This is a genomic window from Pedococcus sp. P2_E4 (assembly GCF_056403935.1).
This window is the reverse complement of the sequence record NZ_JBFUEO010000022.1, coordinates 15,479-32,874: the sequence shown is the minus strand read 5'-3', so window position 1 is coordinate 32,874 and position 17,396 is coordinate 15,479. Positions and strand designations below refer to the sequence as shown.

Annotated in this window: 16 protein-coding genes; 7 read left to right on the top strand and 9 right to left on the bottom strand. The window is 71.8% G+C overall.

Annotation, left to right across the window (positions count from 1 at the left end; all coding sequences use genetic code 11):
* The first annotated feature begins 57 nt into the window (after positions 1-57).
* Positions 58-642: a helix-turn-helix domain-containing protein gene (locus AC1DV7_RS11755; protein WP_477597308.1), complete on the top strand. Its 585-nt coding sequence runs from the start codon at positions 58-60 to the stop codon at positions 640-642.
* 87 nt (positions 643-729) lie between these two features.
* Here AC1DV7_RS11755 and AC1DV7_RS11750 read toward each other — a convergent pair whose 3' ends face one another.
* Together AC1DV7_RS11750 and AC1DV7_RS11745 are read right to left on the bottom strand one after the other, a co-directional pair.
* Positions 730-3,477 carry a helix-turn-helix transcriptional regulator gene (locus AC1DV7_RS11750; RefSeq protein WP_477597307.1) on the bottom strand — a complete coding sequence of 916 codons (2,748 nt, stop codon included), beginning with the start codon at positions 3,475-3,477 and terminating at the stop codon, positions 730-732.
* A gap of 144 nt (positions 3,478-3,621) precedes the next feature.
* Positions 3,622-4,485 (bottom strand): CPBP family glutamic-type intramembrane protease, encoded by an 864-nt coding sequence (locus AC1DV7_RS11745; protein WP_477597306.1) that lies wholly within the window; start codon positions 4,483-4,485, stop codon positions 3,622-3,624.
* Positions 4,486-4,699: 214 nt separating this feature from the next.
* On the opposite strand from AC1DV7_RS11745, the gene AC1DV7_RS11740 reads away from it, so the two are divergent.
* Positions 4,700-4,963: an SHOCT domain-containing protein gene (locus tag AC1DV7_RS11740; protein ID WP_477597305.1), complete on the top strand. Its 264-nt coding sequence runs from the start codon at positions 4,700-4,702 to the stop codon at positions 4,961-4,963.
* A 20-nt stretch (positions 4,964-4,983) separates the two neighbouring features.
* Here the strand turns inward: AC1DV7_RS11740 and AC1DV7_RS11735 are convergent, their stop codons facing one another.
* Entirely contained in the window at positions 4,984-5,949 is a 966-nt protein-coding gene (locus AC1DV7_RS11735; RefSeq protein WP_477597304.1) for an NAD(P)-dependent alcohol dehydrogenase, read from the bottom strand.
* 43 nt (positions 5,950-5,992) lie between these two features.
* Positions 5,993-6,757: an HD domain-containing protein gene (locus tag AC1DV7_RS11730; protein WP_477597303.1), complete on the bottom strand. Its 765-nt coding sequence runs from the start codon at positions 6,755-6,757 to the stop codon at positions 5,993-5,995.
* Between the two features lie 228 nt (positions 6,758-6,985).
* Here AC1DV7_RS11730 and AC1DV7_RS11725 point away from each other — a divergent pair, with 228 nt between their 5' ends.
* Both AC1DV7_RS11725 and AC1DV7_RS11720 read left to right on the top strand, forming a co-directional pair.
* Positions 6,986-8,359 carry an alpha/beta fold hydrolase gene (locus AC1DV7_RS11725; RefSeq protein ID WP_477597302.1) on the top strand — a complete coding sequence of 458 codons (1,374 nt, stop codon included), beginning with the start codon at positions 6,986-6,988 and terminating at the stop codon, positions 8,357-8,359.
* Between the two features lie 205 nt (positions 8,360-8,564).
* Positions 8,565-9,920 (top strand): DJ-1/PfpI family protein, encoded by a 1,356-nt coding sequence (locus AC1DV7_RS11720; RefSeq protein ID WP_477597301.1) that lies wholly within the window; start codon positions 8,565-8,567, stop codon positions 9,918-9,920.
* 77 nt (positions 9,921-9,997) lie between these two features.
* On the opposite strand, the gene AC1DV7_RS11715 is transcribed toward AC1DV7_RS11720, so the two are convergent.
* On the bottom strand, positions 9,998-10,318 hold the full coding sequence (locus tag AC1DV7_RS11715) for a hypothetical protein (RefSeq protein WP_477597300.1): 321 nt from the start codon (positions 10,316-10,318) through the stop codon (positions 9,998-10,000).
* 214 nt (positions 10,319-10,532) lie between these two features.
* Between AC1DV7_RS11715 and AC1DV7_RS11710 the strand changes: the two genes are divergently transcribed.
* The 3 genes from AC1DV7_RS11710 to AC1DV7_RS11700 are packed head-to-tail and all read left to right on the top strand — an operon-like array spanning position 10,533 to position 14,014.
* Entirely contained in the window at positions 10,533-11,270 is a 738-nt protein-coding gene (locus AC1DV7_RS11710) for an MFS transporter (RefSeq protein WP_477597299.1), read from the top strand.
* On the top strand, positions 11,192-11,974 hold the full coding sequence (locus AC1DV7_RS11705; protein ID WP_477597335.1) for an MFS transporter: 783 nt from the start codon (positions 11,192-11,194) through the stop codon (positions 11,972-11,974). Before AC1DV7_RS11710 ends, AC1DV7_RS11705 begins: the two co-directional genes overlap by 79 nt.
* Positions 11,975-12,025: 51 nt before the next feature.
* Entirely contained in the window at positions 12,026-14,014 is a 1,989-nt protein-coding gene (locus tag AC1DV7_RS11700) for a thioredoxin domain-containing protein (RefSeq protein ID WP_477597298.1), read from the top strand.
* Here AC1DV7_RS11700 and AC1DV7_RS11695 read toward each other — a convergent pair.
* From AC1DV7_RS11695 to AC1DV7_RS11680, 4 genes are read right to left on the bottom strand one after another with little or no spacing between them, the layout of a single operon-like run.
* Entirely contained in the window at positions 13,992-14,612 is a 621-nt protein-coding gene (locus AC1DV7_RS11695) for a histone deacetylase (protein ID WP_477597297.1), read from the bottom strand. The genes AC1DV7_RS11700 and AC1DV7_RS11695 overlap by 23 nt on opposite strands.
* A 21-nt stretch (positions 14,613-14,633) precedes the next feature.
* A complete protein-coding gene (locus AC1DV7_RS11690; protein ID WP_477597296.1) occupies positions 14,634-15,392 on the bottom strand; it encodes an FAD:protein FMN transferase in 759 nt (252 codons plus the stop codon).
* Positions 15,389-15,910 carry an FMN-binding protein gene (locus tag AC1DV7_RS11685; protein ID WP_477597295.1) on the bottom strand — a complete coding sequence of 174 codons (522 nt, stop codon included), beginning with the start codon at positions 15,908-15,910 and terminating at the stop codon, positions 15,389-15,391. Before AC1DV7_RS11685 ends, AC1DV7_RS11690 begins: the two co-directional genes overlap by 4 nt.
* A gap of 11 nt (positions 15,911-15,921) precedes the next feature.
* Complete coding sequence (locus AC1DV7_RS11680) at positions 15,922-17,364, bottom strand: ferredoxin reductase family protein (RefSeq protein ID WP_477597294.1); 1,443 nt, start codon at positions 17,362-17,364, stop codon at positions 15,922-15,924.
* Between the last annotated feature and the right edge of the window lie 32 nt (positions 17,365-17,396).

Sequence of the window (17,396 nt, the reverse complement as noted above, 5' to 3'; positions counted from 1 at the left end):
CTTGACATCGGCAACATCCGTTGCCGTTTCCGGGAAGGGAGGGGTCAGAATGTCAGGATGGATGACACTTCAACCACGATTGCGAGGGCCCTCGACCAAGTCGGGCCCCGGCTGAAGCAGCTTCGGGCGCAGCGTGGGATAACGCTCACTGCGCTGGCCGAGACGACCGGCATCTCCAAGAGCACCCTGTCCCGGTTGGAGACCGGTCAGCGTCGCGCCAGCCTGGAGCTGTTGCTGCCGTTGGCTGCGGCGTACCGGGTCCCGCTGGACGACCTGGTCGGCGCGCCGGAGGTAGGTGACCCTCGCGTCCGGCTGAAGGCAAGCAAGCGCAACGGGCGCACCGTCATGCCACTGACCCGACAGCCCGGTGGGGTGCAGGCATGGAAGATCATCGTCCCGGCCAGCAACAGCGCACCTCGGCCGCGTGCGCATGAGGGGTACGAGTGGCTGTTCGTCCTGTCCGGGCGGATGCGTCTGGTACTCGGTGACCACGACATCGTCCTGGGCCCTGGGGAGGTGGCCGAGTTCGACACACGGGTGCCGCACTGGTTCGGCAGCGACGGCACCACGGCGGCAGAGGTGTTGAGCCTGTTCGGCCCGCAGGGCGAACGCGTCCACGCGAAGGCGAGCACCCAGACCTGAGCGTCGGCCGGGTTGGGGTCAAAGTCTCTATGACGTGTCCCGAATTTCTCAGACGGCTAGCGGATGGCATCCGGTGAGGTGCTGAGGTCAGCTGAAGTCGAGCTGGGCGAGCTCGGTCCGGGAGCTCACGCCGACCTTGGTGAACACGTTGCGCAGGTGGAACGCCACCGTGCGCGGTGACACCCAGCACTGGGCGGCGACGTCCTTGTTCGACAGGCCGGTGCTGACCAGTTGGGCGACCTTGAGCTCCATCGGCGTCAGGTCCAGCAGGGTGGACGGGTCGCGCTTGCGGGCGGTCTCGCCAGACGCCCGCAGCTCCTGGGTGGCGCGCTCGACCATCGGGGTTGCACCCAGGTCGGTGAACGTCTCCAACGCAGCCCGCAGGTGCGTGCGGGCGTCAACGCGCCGGTTGGTGCGGCGCAGGAACTCCCCGTAGGCAAGCTGGGTGCGCGCCAGGTCGTAAGGGCGTGACGCGTTGCGGTAGTGGCCGACCGCGCGCTCGAACGCCGCGGTCGCGTCAGCCGGGTCTTGCGTGGTCAGTGCGCGGCCCAGGTCGACTGCGCCGAGGGCCCATGGATGGCCGGTTCCGGTGGCGAACGGGACGAGCTCGTCGACCCAGGCCCGTGCCTGGTCGGCGTCGCCGGCACGAACGGCGGCTTCGAGCCGGTCGACGGCGGCCAGCCGATGCAGGGCCGGCACCCACATCCCCGACAGCTGGTGCAGGGCTCCTGGCGCATCACCCTGTACGGCGGCGCGGCTGCCCCTGGCCCAGCACATGACGTCGTGCGTCGGGCCCGTCATGATGCCCAAGGGGTGTCTGGCCGTGACGCCCTCGAGCGCTGCGAGGTGACGGTCGAAGTCGTCGCTTCCGGTCAGTGCAGCCAGGAGGGTCAGCGAAGCCAAGGGGGCGGCGGTCAGGGTGGGCTGGCCGACGCTGCGAGCCAAGGTCAGGGCTTCGTCAGCGGAGCTGCGCATGAGGGTCCAGGGGCCGGTGGGGAGCTGGGCGAACATGAGGCGTTCCAGCGCATAGAGGACGACCATGCCGGCACCCGCCTCCCGGGCGGTGGACACCATGGCCGCGTAGTAGAAGCTCGCTCCTTCGTCGTGGCCGAGGTGCAGTGCGGTGTTGCCGAGGTTGCCCATCACGTCCAGGTCCTCAACGAAGCGGCCGGCATCGAGGGCCCGCTCGAGGGCGGGAGCGGCGCGAGCCCAGTCCTGGTCCCCGGACGCAGTCAGGGTGCCCAACAGCAGTCGCAGGCACGCCGTGCGCGCGGTGTCCTGCTCGGTCGGGGTCAGCAGTCGGGTCAGGATGTCCGTGCCCAGGGTGGCTCCGCTGTCGGCACCGTAGGTGCGGTTGAGCGCGGCAGCGCACGCCATCTCCAGTGCCCGGCCGGTGTCGTGGTCGGCGACGGTGCGGGCCGCGACGGTGAAGATGCGGTGCGCGTCGACGGCCGAGCCGACGTTGACCTCGATGCGGGCCCGGAGCCGGTCGATGTCGGCGCGCTGTGGCGGGTCAGCGGCGAGGTCACGAGCTGAGGCGGCGAGGGTGCGCGCACGGACCGCTTGCCCGGCCGCCCACGCAGTGCGCGCGGCTCCGAACAGACGGGTGGCGCGGTCCGGTTCGCTCACGGTGAGTTCGGCTGAGCGTTCGAAGGCGTCGGCAGCGGCGAGGTGGCCGCCGCGCTGCTCGGCGCGAACTGCGACATCGTGCAGGGCATGAGCGACATCGGCGTCCGGTCCGTCTGCCGCGGCGGCCCGGTGCCACGTTGACCGCTCCGGGTCGTGTGAGGCGACAGCATCCGCCAAGGCGCTGTGCACCTGGCGCTGCTCGTAGCTGGTGGCCGCCTGGTACACCGCCGAGCGGACCAACGGGTGCCGCACCGCCACCGAGTCGCCGTTGATGGTCAGCAGGTTCGACCTCTCGGCGTCCGCCCACGCAGCCGCGTTGACGCCGAGTGACGCGGCTGCTTGCCGGACGGTGGCGCCTCGGCCGGTGGCGTCGGCTGCGGCAACCAGGAGCAGCGTCTGCACCTGTTCGGGCAGGCGACGGCACCTGTCCAGGAACGCGCGTTCCACTCCGGCGGTCAACGTGAGCTGTTGCGGCAGCGGCGCTTTCCCGTGGAGCTGCTCGGGACTGAGCCCGGTGGGCAGCTCCAGCAGGGCGAGTGGGTTTCCTCCGGTGTCGCGAACGAGGCGTTCGGCGACCTCACCCGGCAGTGGGTCACCGCCGCGTTCGTCGAGCAGCTGGCGGGCGGCGTCCTCGTCGAGGCCCCCGATCTCGAGGGTGGGCAACCCTGGCGGCGCGAACGCCCGCCCGGCGGTGTCACCGGTGCGGGCGGCGAAGACCATGGCAACCGGGTCCGCGGCCAGCTGACGGGCTGCGAAGAGCAAGGCGTCCGCAGATGCCGAGTCGAGCCAGTGCGCGTCGTCGACCACGCACAGGAGGGGCTCGTCCGGTTCGGCTGCGTCGGTCAGCACGGACAGGGTGGCGACGCCCACCAGGAACGGCTCGACGGTGAGGCCGTCTTCGAGGCCGAACGCGACCCGCAGCGCCCGCGCCTGCGGGGGCGGAAGACGGCCGAAGTCCGCGACGGGGCGCAGCAGGCGGTGCAGCGCGGCATACGGCAAGGGCGACTCGGACTCCACCCCCGCGGTGCGCAGCACCCGGACGTTCCCATCCTGACCGGGCTGCTGGAGCGTGGACAGGTCGGCCAGCAGCGCGGTCTTCCCCACGCCGGGCTCTCCGACCACGACCAGGACGGCGCCGGTTCCGGCGCGAGCCTGTGCCACCAGGGCGGCAAGCTGCGCGCGTTCGGGCTCACGGCCGTGTAGCACCAGCCGACCGTACCGCTGGCCCGCGGCGCTCCACCCGGCATCCCGGCACATTGCCCGTGGCCAGCCCTGCCACACGGAGCGCCTCGTGGACCTACCGAAGAAGCCCGTGCGCAGACCGAAGGATCCCGCATGACCTGGTGCGAGTCAGAGTCCGAGCATGGTGGCGTTGCGGACGGCGTCGATGACGGCGTGCGCCAACGCCGGCCCGCCGAGGTTCCGGGTGCGGCGCCATGCCAGCGACAGGCCCACCCCCAGGGCGACGTGGACGACGACGAGCTCCACGACCATCAATGGCAGCGGGAAGCCCGAGGAGACCGGAAGGTGCCACAGCCCCCAGAGGGCGGACACGAACGCGGCGGACTGCCAGCGGCGTGTGTCCCCGTCGTGGTGCACGTGGGCGTCGATGGCTCCGCGGAACGCGACTTCCTCGAGCAGGAACGTGGCCGGGTAGTACAGGGCGGTGTACTTGGCCAGGGCTGCGAGGGCAGCCATGGCGGGTAGCGGCGTCCCGGTCGCGATGTGCACCACCCCGTAGACGGTTGCCATTCCCGTGGCCCCGATGGCAACGGGCAGGGCCGCTGAGCGGAGGGTGGCAAGGATGGAGCTGGCGCGCAGGGAGAACGCGGCGGCGACGGCGCCGGCCATGGCGGCCAGGTACCAGCCGAATGTGGTCCAGTCGCCGGCGGTGAAAGCCTGTGCTGCGTAGCACCCGGGGGTGATGGCCAGGACGGTTGCCATGGCGGCCCCCGTGCGGTCCAGAGCGAACCGGGTCGTGCCGCCGGCGAACAGCTCACGCAGCGGGCGGCGGCGCACACTCAGCTGGAACGCGGCGGTCAGCGGGATGCCGAGTAGCAGGTACCCGTTGGAGCTGAGCCCGAGCAGGTATCCGGCGGTTACCCAGGTGGCCACGAACGCGACCGCCTCGATGGCTCGACGCTGCTGGGAGGTGTCCGGGCGCTGCCCGCTGTTGGCGTGCGCCGTGGTGCGGGGGTTGGTGTGGAGGGCCATGGCCGTCATCTCCGTCCGAAGGGTTCGAGTGTCGCGATCGTTGGCGTTCTCGACTGTGCTCCCGAGGGGAACCGCTCGCCCCGGCACAACAGCCGGGATCGTTGCCCGCCGCCGGAGCACGCTGCAGCGGGTCCTTCGTCCCTGCCCTCCGATCCGCGTCAGCGCAACGATGGCGCTAGTCCCTTGAACAGGGTTGAGCGGAAGGAGGCTCGCGATGATGTTTGACGACGCCGGCTGGACCTGGTGGCTGATGGGTGCGGGCGCCTTGGTCTTGCTGCTGATCCTCGTGGCGGGGAGTGTGGCGTTGGTGCTCGCGGCGCGTCCCCGGCCTGGGCCAGCGGGCACGACGACAGAACGGGCGTCGCAGGCTTCCCCTGCGGCGTTGGAGGCGCTAGACGTGCGGTTCGCGCGCGGCGAGGTGGACGAGGAGACGTATCGGCGCAACCGTGACCTGTTGGTACGTCCGCCTGGTTGGTGAGGAGTGCGCGCCGCGCTCGGTCAGATGGTGAGCACGAGCCGTCCCGGCGTTCCTGACTCCTCCAGGGCGGCAACTGCGTTTGGTGCGTCGACGAGCGGGTGGGTCTGGATCTGCGGGGGCTGGACTTTGCCCGCAGCGATGAGGTCGTTCATCCGCTCGAGGGTGTCGGTGTTCTCCTTGGCGACGAACATTCGCAGCGTCTGGCTGATGAACGGGGTGAGGAGCATGGAGCCGAGCTGGCGCTGGATGCCGCCGACCCACCGGTCGCCTTCACCGCAGACGATGACGAGCCGGCCACGGGGCGTGAGCGCGCGGCGGAGCCGCCGGGTGGCGGTGCGGCCGAACACGTCGATGATGACGTCGTAGGTGCAGGGGCCGTCGGTGAAGTCGCCCTGGGTGTAGTCGATGGCGTGGTCGGCGCCGAGAGTGGTGGCAGTCTGCTGGTTGCGGGGTCCGGTGACTGCGGTGACTTCGGCGCCGGCCGCCTTGGCTGCTTGGACGACGATGCTGCCGACGGCTCCGGTGCCGCCCACGACCAGGACGCGTTCGCCAGGTTGCACCTTGGCGTGGTCTTGGACTGCCTGCAGGGCAGCGAACGTCGCATACGGCAGGACGGCGGCTTGTTCGAAGGTGAGCTCGGCGGGCTTGTGGGCCATCTTGGTGGGTGAGGCAGCGACGTACTCGGCATAGGTGCCGCGGGCCGCCCCGTAGACCTCGTCGCCGACCGCGAAGCCGATGACGTTCGACCCGATGGCTTCGACGCGTCCGGCGTAGCTGACGCCGGGGACGCGCACCTTGGGCGTTCGAAGCCCGGTGCGGAGCCGCATGAGGTACGGCTGCCCGGTCATGAAGTGCAGTGCGCCGCGGTCGACGCCGGCGGCGACGACCTGGACGAGCACTGTGTCGTCGCCAACTTCGGCGCGGTCGATGTCGTCGAACCGGAGCGAGGTGGCGTTTCCGTAGTGGTCTTGCACGATGGCTTTCATGACGGGTCCTTTGCGAGTCGGGTGAGTGGCCGGGTCAGGCGATTCATTCGTCAAACGGGGCGAGTGCGATGGCGAGGGTGAACGCGCCGTACCGGCGTAGGAGGCGGGCGCGGCCTTGTGGGACGCGCGCTGCTTCGTCGGCCCAGGCTTGGGTGAAGTACTTCTTGAACCCGTCGCGGGGGTGGTCGCTGACGGCCGTGGTGAGGGTGGCGGCGGGCAGCTGCCAGCTGCGGACGCCGAAAACGTCGACAGCCGCGCCGGCGGAGAGCAGGTAGGCGACGGGTCCGGCGTCGAGGGTGACGCGAGGGTTGTGGTGCATGGTGATGGCGGTCTGCAGGGTGTCGGTGGCGGCGGTGGACAGGCCGACGTGTTCGGCGACGTCGCGGGCGATGCGGGCTGAGGTGAGGGTGAAGTCGTTACGTCCGGTGGCCGTCCCGAGGCCGGTGTCGTGGAGGAGCGCGGCGGCGTACAGGAGCTCGGCGTCGACGTCGAGGCGCTCGAGCTCGCCGATGGCGCGGCCGAACTGGTAGGTGCGGTAGCTGTGGTTGAGCAGCGCTGTTGGCAGGACCTTGGTGGCGGCGTCGGTGGCTGCGCGAGTCAGGGCTGAATTCGGGGGGACGAGCCGGCCGGCTGGCACGTACGCGTTCCTGCCAGGGTGCAGGTGTGCCAACAGGGTGAGGCGGCCGACGGCGTTGGTGGCGTGGGCGCGGGCGAGGTCGACGAGGAGTCGGCGCGTGTCTGCGGGTTGCAGGTGGCCGCCGGTGCGCATCGTCCAGGCGTGCGTTCCCACCCGGGTGTCTGCGTTCATGTGGCCCTCCTCCTTCACGGCGTTGGTCTGCTTCGAGGGTGACCCAAGGGGCGGGGGTTCGCCCCGGTCAAGTGACCGGGTTCTGCCCGCGGCCGCCGCCAGCAGCGACCGCCACCGCCCCAGCCGAGTCGCGATCCCGGCCATGTGACCGGGGCGAGCAGATCCGTTCACCGCGACCGTGGTGCCTGTGGCCGACCACCTCCGGACGGCCAGGAAAGGGGAACCGTCATGACCACCACCGCCCGCACCACCCCGACCGAGGTCGCGAACAGCTCGCCGGCCACCCGGGTCGGCCCGATGGCTCGCATCACGTTCGCGTCCATGGCCACCGGCCTGGTGGGCGCAGTGGCTGTCGTCGGAGGTGTCGTGCCAGACGCGTCCGAGGCTCGAGTCGTCGGCGCTGTACTGGTCGCGTTCGCGGCCGGGTGGGCCATGCTCGCGTTCCTCACCACCCGCCGGACGACCCGCCCGCAGAGGTGGGCGTCCGTGCCCGCCACCGTGATGGCTACGGCCGGCGTCGTCGTGGCAGCCGTCAACCCGGGCGAACCGGCCATGTCCCGCCTCGCATGGGTGTGGGCGCCCGCCCTCGTGGTGTTGGCTGTGTGGGTCGAGCGCCGCACCCGCCGTGACATCCCCGGCCGCGCCCGGCTCTGGGTGTACCCGGTCACCCTCGCCATGCTCTTGGCCGGGGTCGGCGGCCTGTACCAGGCCACGACCAAGGACCCGACCACCGCGGCCGGCCCGATGCCGGGCAAGCTCGTCGACGTCGGCGGCTACCGCCTCCACCTGAGCTGCACCGGCACCGGCTCCCCGACCGTCGTCCTGCTCAACGGCCTGGGCGAGACGTCCCCCTTGTGGGCGCGGGTCCAGCCGGCCGTCGCGGCCACCAGCCGTGTCTGTGCCTACGACCGCGCCGGTCAGGGCTGGAGTGACGACTCCTCGAACCCGGCTGACGCCACCACCGCGGCGACCGACCTGCACAAGCTGCTGACCGCGGCTGGTGAGACCGGCCCGTTCGTCCTGGCCGGGCACTCCAGCGGCGGCGTCCACGCCCTCACCTACACCCACCTGTACCCGAACGACGTCGCTGGTGTGGTCCTGCTCGACAGTGCAAGCCCGCGCCAGGTCGAGCTCGTGAAGACGTTCAACGGTGAGTACCAGGTCATGCGACGCGCCCTCGCGGTCGCGCCGACCCTGTTCCGGTTCGGGGTCGGCCACGCCCTCAGTGCCCTGAGCACGCCGTCGCTGCCCGGGAACGCCGGCGCGCAGGTGGCCGCGTTCTCGAACAGCCCGCGAGGGTGGGCGAACACGCGCGCCGACCAGGCCGCGCTCCCCGTCGCGTTCCGTCAGGCACAGGCACTGACCACCCTCGGGGACACCCCGCTGGTCGTGCTGACCGCGAAGGACAACGTCGATGCCAAGCCCGGCTGGGGCACGGCCCAGGACCAGATGGCCGCTCTGTCGACCAATTCCCGGCACACCGTCGAGAACCAGTCACACGTCGGGCTCCTGACCGACCCGACCGGTGCAGCCCAGACAGTCACCGCCATCACCGACGTCGTCACCGCCGCCCGTACCCACGGCCCGCTGCCCACCCGCTGACACACCCCTCAGCGTCCACGCAGCACCGAAGCTCCCGGTCACCCCAACCCCCTTCCCGGGTGACCGCCGAGGCCCGCCGCCACACCCTGCACGGTGACGCCGGCCCGGGGAGCGGCCCGCCATCAAGCGGCGGGCCGCTCCGGACCCACCCAGCCTCACGCCGTCCCCGGCGACAGCACCACCCGACCCGAACGGAACGACTCCCATGCGCACTCGCACCCACTGCGCCATACGCGTCGCCGCCTCCAGCGCGCTCGCGCTGCTGACGCTGGGCGCGCTCGCCGCCTCCGGAGCCTGGCTCACCATGGCCCAGGCCACCACCCCGGCGCCCACCCACACGAGCCGCCCCACACCGACCCTCCGGCCCTCGTCGAACGGCCCCATCAAGGTCGCCGTCGTCCTCGGTGCGTCCGGCACCGTCGGCAGCGACGCCCTCGCCCCCTTCGAGGTCTTCGCGAGCTCACCGAAGTTCGCCGTCTCCACGGTCGCGGCCACCCCCACCCCGCAACCGACCCAGGGGGGCCCGGCCATCCTGCCCACCTCCACGTTCGCCGACACCACGTCAGGCCGCGCGCCTCGCCCTGACGTGGTCGTCGTGCCCGCCGTCGCCACCGCCGACGGACCAGCCGAAGCGTCGCTCCGTGCCTGGGTCACCGAGCAAGCCGGCGCTGGGGCGCGCATCCTCAGCGTGTGCAACGGAGCCGAGGTCCTCGCCGCGGCCGGCCTCCTCGACGGCCGCACCGCCACCGCGCACTGGTCCCGCGTGGGCACCTACGCCAAGAAGTACCCGAAGGTGCACTGGGTTGCCGGGAAACGGTTCGTCCAGGACGGCCGCATCACCTCCACCGCCGGCGTCACGTCCGGCATCCCCGGAGCGTTGCGCGTCATGGCCGACCTCGCCGGCGGAGACGAAGCCACGCGCATCGGGCAGCTGGTCGGCTACCCGAGCTGGTCGCTGACCCAGTCACCCGACATCCCCACCCAGTCCTTCGCGCGCACCGACCTGCCCGTCGGACTGAACGCGCTCCTCCCGTGGGGCAGGCCCACCCTCGGCATCACCGTCCCTGATGGGGTCAACGAGATCGACCTCGCCAGCAGCTTCGAGGTCTACGACGTGTCCTACGCCGCCCGACCCATCCCACTCAGCGCGACCGGCACCGCGATCACGCAGCACGGGCTGGTGCTGCACACGAGCACCTTGGGCGACGGCCACACCCCGACCAGGCTCGCCGTCCCCGGACCGGACGGCACCGCCAACCTCGACCCCACCATCAAGGCATGGGCCACCCATCACCACGTCCCCGTGGATGCCATCCACGGAGCCGGCAACTCCCCCGGCTTCGACGGCGCCCTGCAGTACCTGGCCTCGCACGCCGGACGCGCGACGGCATTGTCAGCCGCCAAGATGATCGACTACCCCACCACCACGCTGCCCCTGCACGGCGACCCACGCGGCCGCATCCCGATGCTCCTCGCCCTCGAGGTCGCACTGGTCGGCTCTGCCGCGGCCCTGCCGACGGTGCTCCGCCGGGCTCGCCGGCGTGGAGTCGACCGCGCCTGAGCGCACCCCGTCAGTCCGCTGTCAGCCCTGAACGGCGACGACCACGGTGAGAGCGCAGAGCAGCAGAGCGACGGGAGTCATGACGAAGCGCTCGGAGCGGCTCCGTGAAGCCAGGTTGCCGCCGCGCCGAGGAGGAAGAAGCCAGCGATGACCCACGTGGCCACACCCAGGAGGCGAGCGCCGCCGCTGTCCTGCCCGGCACGAGCGAGGATCACCCAGCCGATGGCGGCGTACATGACGATGGAGACAAGGCTCCCCACCCGCAGCCGCGTCGGGATGACCTCGTGCTGACCACCCCACGCGAACCGTCCCAGTGGCGCTCCGAAGACCAGCAGAGCCTGGAAGACCGCCAGGGCTCCCAGGAGGACGCAGGCGGCGACAGCGGCGGAAGTGGTCACATCCAGTGAGGGTACGTTGCGCGGCTCCCGGTCAGGTGGGCAGCGCTGATCGGTGGGCAGTTCTCCTCCGGGTGCAGCCCGTAGCGAGGCACCTCGACCCGGGTATGCCGGCACGACCTGGCGAGAACCCGGCCATTTCACCGGCGCGAGCACCCACCCCGCACCGGCACCGTGGACGTGCACGACATCCCGAGCCACAGCCAAGGAGCCCACCGTGTCCGCCACCCTCGTGACCAGCACCAACCGGCCAGACCCCACGCAGGCAAGCGCCGTCGACGCCGCGGACCGGCCTGCGCGGCGCCGCCGCTGGGTCGCGCTCGGACTCCTGGTGTCCGCCCAGTTCGTCGTCATGCTCGACACGTCCATCGTCAACGTGGCCCTGCCCTCCATCCAGAGGGACCTGGGCCTCAGCGCCACCGCAGTCACCTGGGTCGTCAACGCGTACGTCCTCGCCTTCGGGGGCCTGCTGCTTTTGTCCGGCCGCGCCGCGGACCTGTTCGGCCGCCGCCGCGTGTTCGTCGCCGGCTCCGCGGTGTTCACGCTCGGGACCCTGCTCGCCGCGTTCGCCACCAACCAGGGCCTCCTGCTCTGTGGCCGCATCATCCAGGGCTCCGGCGCTGCAGCACTCAGCCCGGCCGCCATGTCGCTGCTCCTGTTGACCTATCCCGGGCAGCAGCGAGCCCGCGCCATGAGCACCTGGGGGGCCGCCTCGGCCCTCGGAGGAGCCACCGGAGTCATGGCTGGCGGACTCCTCGTCGGCAGCTTCGGCTGGTCGTCGGTCTTCTTCGTCACGGTGCCCGTCACCATCGCCGCCGTCGCCACAGCGCACCACGTCCTCCCCGAAGGAGCACAGGGTGCCGTCCGCCGGGTCGACTGGCTCGGCGCCGCCGCCATCACCGGCGCCGTGATCGCCCTCGTCCACGGCGCCCTGGGCATCGCCGAGCGTGGCTGACGTCCCCGACCGTTCTCGCGAGCCTCACCGCCTCCGCCCTCCTGCTCGCGGTGTTCATCACCGTCGAACGCCGCGCGGCCGACCCCCTCGTGCCCCTCGAGCTCTTCACCTCGCGAACCCTGAGCACCGGCGTGGCGCTGGCCGTGCTCGGTGGCGCGGCCCGAGCCTCCACGTTCGTCCTCGTCGCCCTCTACCTCCAGCAGGCCCTGGGCATGGCCCCTCGGCAGGCCGGCCTGGCCATGGTGCCCACCTCACTCACTGGCTTCGCCTTCTCCCTCGCCCTGTTGCCGCGGATCCTCCGCGCACTGGGTCCGCGGCGCACCCTCGTCGCCGGACTCGTGGTCCTCGCCACGGGGCACCTGTGGCTCGCCTACGCACCGCGAGACGACGGGTACGCCGTCGCCGTCCTCCCGGGGCTCCTGCTCGTCGCCATCGGCGTCGCGCTCAGCTTCACCCCCACCACGATGGTCATCGCATCAGCGGCCCCCGCCTCGCACGCCGGACTGGCGTCCGGTCTCGCAGGCTCGGCATCCCAGGTCGGCGCGGCGCTCGGCACCGCCAGCTTCACGGCCATCGGCATCTCGCTTGGAGCTTCCGCCACCAACCAGCTGGGTGCCACAGGCTTCTCGGCGGCGTTCACGGCAGCCGCCGTGGTCGCACTGACGACCGCTGCCCTCGGGTCCACCTTGGCGCGAGCGCGGTGACGACGGGTCCGGCATTCGCCGTCAGGGGACCGGTGAGGGAGAGTGACACGTATGCCGAACCGCCTCGCCGACTCGACGTCCCCCTATCTCCTGCAGCACGCCGACAACCCGGTCGACTGGCAGGAGTGGGGTCCGGACGCGTTCGAGGAGGCGCGGCGTCGCGACGTCCCCGTCCTGCTCTCGGTGGGGTATGCCGCGTGCCACTGGTGCCACGTGATGGCGCACGAGTCGTTCGAGGACGAGGACGTGGCTCGGGTGGTCAACGCCGACTTCGTGGCGGTCAAGGTGGACCGCGAGGAACGCCCCGACATCGACGCGGTCTACATGGCGGCGACGACGGCCCTGACCGGGCACGGCGGGTGGCCGATGACGTGCTTCCTCACCCCCGACGGCGACCCGTTCTTCGCCGGCACCTACTTCCCGAGGGGTCAGTTCCTCCAGCTGCTGGCCGGAGTCACGAGCGCGTGGACCGACCAGCGGGACCGGGTCCTGGAGTCGGGCGGCCACATCGCGTCGCGGCTGCGTGAGCTGTCGGCGCCGGTTGCCGGACACCCGCTGGACGCACCCGCCCTGGACTCGGCCGTGACGCTGCTGCGCGGCCAGTTCGACCACGCCGCAGCGGGATTCGGCGGAGCACCGAAGTTCCCGCCCTCCATGGTGCTCGAGTTCCTGCTGCGACACCACGCCCGTACCGGGTCCCCGGACGCCCTAGCCATGGCGACCAGCACCTGCGAGGCCATGGCGCGCGGAGGCATGTACGACCAGCTCGGGGGCGGCTTCGCGCGGTACGCCGTCGATGCCCGCTGGGTGGTCCCCCACTTCGAGAAGATGCTCTACGACAACGCCCAGCTGTTGCGCGTCTACTCCCACCTGCACAGGGCCACCGGTGACCCGCTGGGCCGTCGCATCGCCCTCGAGACGGCCGAGTTCCTGCTTCGCGACCTGCGCACCCCCGAGGGTGGTTTCGCGTCGGCGCTCGATGCCGACACCGACGGAGTCGAGGGCCTGACGTACGCCTGGACCCCCGAGCAGCTCGTCGAGGTGCTCGGAGAGGACGACGGCCGGCGCGCCGCGACCCTGCTGTCGGTCACACCCGAGGGCACCTTCGAGCACGGGTCGTCGACGCTGCAGCTGCTCGCCGACCCTGACGACGAGGCGTGGTGGTCGCAGGTGCGGGACCGGTTGTTCGCGGCTCGTCAGGACCGCCCCCAGCCCGGTCGCGACGACAAGGTGGTCACGTCCTGGAACGGTCTCGCGATCGCCGGGCTCGCCGATGCCGGGGCGATCCTGGAGCGCCCGGAGCTCGTCGAGGCGGCCGTCGCCTGCGCCGAGCTGGTGGTCTCGACCCACTTCGTCGACGGCCGCTTGCGACGCACCTCGCGCGCCGGCCGCGCGGGCACGGCAGCCGGGGTGGCCGACGACCACGGCAACCTCGCCGAGGGCCTCCTCGCCCTTCACCAGGCCACGGGCGAGGCCCGGTGGCTGGATCTCGCCCGAGACCTGCTCACCACCGCGGTCGCGCGGTTCGGCGCCGACGACGGCGGCTTCCACGACACGAGCGACGATGCCGAGGCCCTCTTCACCCGCCCGCGCAGCGCGGCCGACAACGCCGAGCCGTCCGGGCAGTCCTCGCTCGCCGGCGCCCTGCTCACCTGCTCGGCCCTCACGGGTGACCCGGCCTTGCGCGAGCGTGCCGACGCGGCGCTGGCAGCTTGTGGCCAGCTCGCCGCTCGCGACCCGCGGTTCGGTGGCTGGGCCCTGGCCGTCGCCGAGGCGGCGGTGGCCGGGCCGCTGCAGGTGGCCGTGGTCGGCACCGGCCCGGAGGCCGACACCCTGATGGCGATCGTCCGGGCGGACCCCTCCCCCGGCCTCGTCACTGTGGCGGGATCCCCTGGCACGCAAGGGGTTCCGCTCCTTGCCGACCGTCCGCTGGTCGGCGGTCGCGCGACGGCATACGTGTGCCGGGGGTTCGTCTGCGACGCACCGGTGACCGACGCGCCTGCCCTCGCGGCGGCGCTCAGCCGCGCCGGGCTGGGCTGAGCAGGGCGACGAGCGCGTCGCGCGACCACGCCGGGGTGGTGCCCCGGCAACCGAGGAGGTAGTCGGCGACCGCCCGCGCGCCCAGGTCGTGCGTCTGGGCGAGGCCGGCCGCGACCGTGCGCAGGTAGGCGGCGACCGGGGCGTTGGGAGTCAGGTTCGACGGGTCCCTCGCGGTGAAGGTGAGCACCGGGTCGCCGTCGAGCTCCCCCACCAGGTGCAGCGTCTCGTACCGGCCGGGACCGAGCTCATGCCGTGCGTGCTCCAGGACGTGGCCGAGGTCGAGGTCCTCGCCGGGCTCGCGGTGCATCTCCTGCGCAGCGACGTCGGCGAACTGCTGCTCGGTGAGCCGGTAGGCGCGGGCAAGCACCGTCCCCTCCGAAGTGCTGTCGTAGAAAGCGATCCCGCCACCCCACGTCGGCGACTCCCACGAGAAGAAGACCTGCCCCGACATGGTGAACGCCACGTCAGCGGTGGGCAGGCTCGTGTCCCTGGCGCCCGGGTAGGTCCGCGTCGCGCCGGCGGGCGGCCCACCACGGACGTAGGTCAGGAACCGGTCGCGGCTCAGGTTGGAGCCGTAGGCGGCGTACCAGACGGACATCCGCCCACTGTGCCACGGCCGTCAGAGGACCAGGGACCGGTATGCCGGCGCCTCGGCCCGCAGCCGCGCCTCACCCTCCGTCGGGGCGACGAACAGAGCGGTGGCCCAGACGTCCGCCCACAGCAGGGACGGCCCCCAGACGGTGGCCGACCCCGCGCGGTCCACTCCAGCACTCGTACGCGGGTCGCGGATGTGGGCCCCACGCGCAGCCGCCCCACTCGTGGCCAGGCCCCCGGTCGTGAGGTCCACCGTGGCGGCGACGCGGCGGCGGTCGCTCGGGTCCTCGATGCCGATGCGCCAGGTGGACGCCGTCGCACCGGTCCCCGCCCCCGCCACGAGGTCGCCACCGGCGTTGAGGCAGTAGGAGATCCCGGGCACGTGGTGGAGGTACTGCGAGGCGCCCTCGACGGCCCAGCCCTTGACCAGACCCGTGGGGTCGTAGCTGCCGTCCGGCGTCGCGAGCGCACTGAACAGGCCGCCGGTCCTGCGCTCGGCGAGGGTGCACAGGTCCCACACCTCCTGCAGCCACGGGTGCTGCGACCGTGTCGGCAGCTCGCCGCGCAGTGACCGCATCAGGTCGCTGTCGGGGCGCCACAGGCTCAGCACCGTGTCGACCTTGCGCAGGTGGGCGAACGCCTGCTCGACACCGACGACCAGATCCCGGCCCTCGACGGCCCCGCGCACGTGGATGGACACGGGCATTCCCATGACGTGCTCGACGAATGCCCGGCGTCCCGGCTCGTGCTCCGTCGGGGCGATCTCGGCCACCGCGGCGCTCACAGGTTGGCCTTGTCGATGGCGCTCTGCAACGACGACAGGTAGCCCTCGGAGGTCACCGTGGCACCCGAGACCATGTCGATGCTCGCGCTCTGGGCCTGCACCGCCTCGTCGTTGAGGGCAGGCACCGCATAGCTGTTGATCTCGACGTCCCGGTGGTTCTCAGTCGGGTAGACGACGGCATCGGCTGCCGTGATCTTGCCGTCCGTGACGGTGATCTGGACCTGCACCGGTCCCCACCGCGTCTGGACGGAGTCACCCGTGTAGGTCTTGGTTCCCGAGGTCGAGGTCCCCGAGGTCCCCGAAGTCGAGCCCGAGGTCCCCGAAGTCGAGCCCGAGGTCCCCGAGCCGCTGCTCGAGCTGCTCGAGTCGGAGCTGCTCGAGCCCGATCCGGCCACGGCCGGCGCTTGCGCCGATGTCGCCGAGGCCACGGCCGCCCCTTGGTTGGTGGAGGTGTGGTAGCTGAACAGCAGGACCACGGTGGTGAGGGTGGACAGGGCCCACAGGGTGATTCGTCGCATGGGTTCGGTTCCTAGTAGGCGAAGCGTTCGAGGTGGATGTTCGAGGAGGGCACCCCGCAGGCGAGCGCGGCGTCGCGGACGGCGTCCATCCAGGCCGGCGCGCCGCAGATGAACACGTCGTGCTCGGCCACGTCGGGGACCAGTTGCGCGAGGGCCTCGGCGTCGGAGAGGTGGGCGGCGCTGGCCGGCAGCCAGGACGACCGTCCGGGTGCGCGGTGCCCCTCGACCGTGACGTACCTGGCGCCGCGCTGTGCCGCGATGGCGGTCAGCTCCTCGCGGAGCCACAGCTGCGAGGCGTCGCCTGCCCGGTGCACCACGGTGACGTCACCCGGCGCCTGGTCGAGACCTTCGAGCAGGGCACGCATCGGCGTGATCCCGATGCCGGCACCCACCAGGAGCACCTTGCGGCGGGTACGCACGCCCTCGTGCAGCCGGCCGTACGGGCCCTCGAGCAGCACGCGCGAGCCCTCCTTGAGCGTGGCGAGCCGGGCCGACCCGTCGCCCACCGTGGAGGCCGTGATCCGCAGGTAGTCGCCGACGGGTGCCGCCGAGATGGAGTAGGGGTTGGCGCGCGACGAGCCGAACCCGTCGAGGAAGCGCCACTGGAGGAACTGGCCGGGGCGCACGGCGAGGCCGCCCAGCCCGGACCCGTGGACCACGACCGAGGTGACTCCCGGCGCCTCGTCGCGGACGGCGACGACATGGATCGGCGAGCGCAGCGAGCGCCACAGCGGCAGGCCCACCCGGAAGACGAGGACGGTGCCGAGGCACACCGCATACAGGGTCCACCAGGTGACCGTGGTCGTCCTGGACGCGAGGAACTCCTGGCCGGTCCACAGCTGGTGGGGCAGCGCCAGCCCCGCGCCGAGGTAGCCGTAGAGGTGGATGAGGTGCCACGACTCGTACCGCAGCCTGGCGCGCGCCTTCTTGACCGAGGTCACCACGACCATGCAGAGCGCGACCGTGCCCGCCACTGCGAGCAGCATGCCCGGGTAGTTGACGACGAAGTCGACGATGGTGGCCCACAGGCCCTGCGGCGAGGCGGCGGCGTAGCCGAGGGTGATGAGGACGATGTGCGCCCACAGCAGGTTGAACGACGTGAACCCGACGAGGCGGTGGGTGCGGGCGAGCTCGTCCTGGCCCCAGGCCTGCTCGAACCACGGCACCCGGGCCATGAGGAACACCTGCACGAGGAGCAGCGCCGAGGCGACCAGCCCGGTGACCCGGCCGGTGCTCGTCAGGGCTCCCGAAAGGCTCGTCAGGTCCTGCACGCCTCCCCCGGAGACCCACGGAGCCGTGACCCACAGCAGCACGCCCCAGAACAACGCCACGGACGCGTCGCGCCACCAGCGCGGCACCGCCCGCGCGTTCCGGTATGGCGAGTGCCCGACCGGGTGCGCTGGTTCGCCGCGGTGGGTGGCCCCCGTCACGAGGGGCGCCTCTGTCGTCGTCATGCAGGCAACGATGGGGCCGGAGTCTGGAGGTT

What these genes read in the sequence shown, in the direction of transcription:
- AC1DV7_RS11755 (WP_477597308.1), top strand. Translation starts at nt 58, where the DNA reads ATGGATGACACTTCAACCACGATTGCGAGGGCCCTCGACCAAGTCGGG.
- AC1DV7_RS11745 (WP_477597306.1), bottom strand. Translation starts at nt 4,485, where the DNA reads ATGGCCCTCCACACCAACCCCCGCACCACGGCGCACGCCAACAGCGGG.
- AC1DV7_RS11740 (WP_477597305.1), top strand. Translation starts at nt 4,700, where the DNA reads ATGATGTTTGACGACGCCGGCTGGACCTGGTGGCTGATGGGTGCGGGC.
- AC1DV7_RS11735 (WP_477597304.1), bottom strand. Translation starts at nt 5,949, where the DNA reads ATGAAAGCCATCGTGCAAGACCACTACGGAAACGCCACCTCGCTCCGG.
- AC1DV7_RS11730 (WP_477597303.1), bottom strand. Translation starts at nt 6,757, where the DNA reads ATGAACGCAGACACCCGGGTGGGAACGCACGCCTGGACGATGCGCACC.
- AC1DV7_RS11725 (WP_477597302.1), top strand. Translation starts at nt 6,986, where the DNA reads ATGACCACCACCGCCCGCACCACCCCGACCGAGGTCGCGAACAGCTCG.
- AC1DV7_RS11720 (WP_477597301.1), top strand. Translation starts at nt 8,565, where the DNA reads ATGCGCACTCGCACCCACTGCGCCATACGCGTCGCCGCCTCCAGCGCG.
- AC1DV7_RS11700 (WP_477597298.1), top strand. Translation starts at nt 12,026, where the DNA reads ATGCCGAACCGCCTCGCCGACTCGACGTCCCCCTATCTCCTGCAGCAC.
- AC1DV7_RS11695 (WP_477597297.1), bottom strand. Translation starts at nt 14,612, where the DNA reads ATGTCCGTCTGGTACGCCGCCTACGGCTCCAACCTGAGCCGCGACCGG.
- AC1DV7_RS11685 (WP_477597295.1), bottom strand. Translation starts at nt 15,910, where the DNA reads ATGCGACGAATCACCCTGTGGGCCCTGTCCACCCTCACCACCGTGGTC.
- AC1DV7_RS11680 (WP_477597294.1), bottom strand. Translation starts at nt 17,364, where the DNA reads ATGACGACGACAGAGGCGCCCCTCGTGACGGGGGCCACCCACCGCGGC.